This is a genomic window from Bradyrhizobium sp. 160, from assembly GCF_023073735.1.
Classification (GTDB): domain Bacteria; phylum Pseudomonadota; class Alphaproteobacteria; order Rhizobiales; family Xanthobacteraceae; genus Bradyrhizobium.
On the sequence record NZ_JADPKD010000061.1, the window covers coordinates 1 to 2773 of the forward strand.

The window sequence follows — 2773 nt, forward strand, 5'->3', positions numbered from 1 at the left end:
TGCGCCGACCTCACCACTGAACGGATCGGCCAAGAACCTCTCCGCCGTCAGTTCGGGCCGGTTCAGATAGCCACGCGCGACCCCCGCCCCGCCAATGTAGAGCTCTCCCACCGCTCCCAACGGAACGGGCGCGCCATGGCCATCGAGCAGATACACACGCGTGTTCGCAATCGGACGGCCGATCGGGACAACTGACCCATCAAAATCAGAGGGGTAACTCCAGGTCGTCGCACAGACCGTTGTTTCGGTAGGTCCATAGGCGTTGACAATAGATGTTGCAGGCAACCTTCGAATGAGTTCAGACTTTGGCAGCTCTCCAGCAAGAATGAGAGATTGCGACGCCAAATATTCCAGATTGCGGTCTCCTTGGAACAAGGCTGGAGGCAACGTCGCGTGTGTTATGGCTTCGCTTCGCAGATAATCTGATAGCTTGTTACTCGCTTGACGGAGCTCATCCGCAGGCAAATGCAATGCGGCTCCAGCACCAAACGCCATAAGAATTTCCCAAGCGCTCGCATCAAAACCAAAGGAGGCGAACTGCACTACTCGGCTGTTTGAACAAACGCCAAAAAGCCCGATCTGAGCCAGCCCCAGGTTGACGAGGCCCCGATGCTCGATCATGACTCCCTTTGGGGTGCCGGTAGATCCCGAGGTGTAGATCACATAGGCGAGATGGCGCGAGGTCAGGCCAAGCGCGCGCGGGTCGGGATCCGAGGCCGGCAGCTTCGCCCAGGCCGATGTCGCCGTCTCGAGATCGACCACCGTCAGATCGGCCAGCGCATCGGCGCCCAGTGCGGATCGTCCCGCAGCATCGGCCAGCAACAGTTGCGGCTGCGCATCCTCAAGAACCTGCTTGAGCCGTGCGCACGGATAGGCCGGATCCAACGGCAGATAGGCGCCACCCGCCTTGAGGATTGCAAGCAGCCCCACCACCATCGCCACGCCGCGCTCAAGGCAGATCGCCACAGGCTGGTCCGGCTTCACCCCGAGCCCGATCAGATGATGCGCCAGCCGGTTCGCCCGTGCATTGAGCTCGCCATAGCTCAAGCGCTCGTCCTCATGGACCACCGCCACCGCGTCCGGCGCCTTGGCGACCTGTGCCTCGAACAGCTCATGGATGCACTGCTGCTCGGGATACGGCACCGCCGTCCGGTTCAGCTCCTCCAATAGATATGCGCGCTCGTCGGCCGCCAGCAGCTCAATCCGCCCGACCGCTTGCCCTGCATCGGCCACCATCGCCCGCAGCAGCGCCAACAGATAGCCACGCTGCCGTTCGATCGTCGTGTGATCGAACAGCGCCGCCGCATACCCCAGCGTGCCGGCGATGACCTCGCCATGCTCGCCCAAGCTCAGCTCCAGATCGAACTTGACCTGATCGTACCCATCCCCCACAGCCTCCACACTCAACCCGGGAAGATCGAAGGATTGAGCGGCGTTGTTCTGCCAGGCCAACATCACCTGGAACAACGGCGTGTGATCAAGACGCCGCGGCGGTTGCACGATCTCCACCACCTGCTCAAACGGCAGGTCCTGATGCTCCTGCGCCGCCAAGGCCGTGCGCCGCGTTCGCTCCAACAGCTCTGCCACGCTCGGCTCGCCCGACAGGTCGAGGCGAAGCGCCAAGCTGTTCACGAAGAAGCCGATCAACTCTTCGATCTCGCGCCGGCCTCGATTGGCGCTCGGCACACCGATCACAATGTCGTCCTGCCCCGACAGACGCGACAGCACCGCAGCCCACCCAGCCAGCACCGTCATGAACAACGTCGTGCCATGCTGTTGGCTCAGCCGCCTTAAGCCCCGCGTCAGATCCGCATCGATGACGACAGGCACCGTGGCTCCGGCAAACGACTGCTCGGCGGGCCTCAGCCGATCCGTCGGCAGCGCCAGACGGGCCGGTGCGCCCGACAGGTTGCTGCGCCAATACTCCGCCTGGATCGAGAGCCGCTCGCCCGACAGCCACTGCCGTTGCCAGGCGGCATAGTCCGGATACTGGATCGCAAGCGGCGGCAGCGGGTCCTCTTGTCCAGCCACAAACGCGCGGTACAGGTGACTGAGCTCACGCGCCAATACGCCGATCGACCAACCGTCGGAGACAATGTGATGCTGGGTCAGCAGGAAGACGTGCTCATCATCCGACATCCGGATCAGACACGCCCGGATCAGCGGGCCGCGCGCAAGATCGAAGGGCGTGCGTGCCTCTTCATAGCACAGATCCAACCGCGCCGCCTCGGCTTCCGGCCTGTCGCGAAGATCGCGCTCCACCACTGGCAGCCCCGCACCCGGCGGCAGAACTTCAACCCAGGGCTTGCCCTCCGGCGCGACAAAGACACTCCGCAGCGCCTCATGACGCGCCAACAACCGGTCGAGGCTGCGCTGCCATGCGGTGCGGTCGAGCTCACCCCGCAACCGCCATGCCAGCAGCATTTGATAGCTCCTGCCGCCCTCATCCAGCTGCGCCAAAAACCACAACCGCTCCTGCGCAAAGGACAGCGCAAGCGGCTCTTCGCGCGACACAGCGACAATGGCCGGCAGCTCTTGTGGACCGGAGCGGCTCAACTCATCCACGATGCTCTCGGCCAGATCGGACAGCACCGGTTTGGCAAACAGTGCCGTTAGCGGCAGGGCGAGGCCAACAGCTTGCGAGACCCGGCTCAACAACCGCACGGCCAAGAGCGAGTGCCCGCCCAGCTCGAAGAAGTTGTCGTGCCGGCCGACACGTTCCAGGCCCAGAAGCTCGGCCCAGATCTGCGCCAGCGCGATCTCGATCTCGCCC

At 63.6% G+C, this 2773-nt stretch carries 1 protein-coding gene; it reads right to left on the reverse strand.

Annotated features, from left to right (window positions below):
- A partial coding sequence (locus IVA98_RS25250; RefSeq protein WP_247355726.1) for a non-ribosomal peptide synthetase occupies positions 1-2773 on the reverse strand: 2773 nt, incomplete at both ends.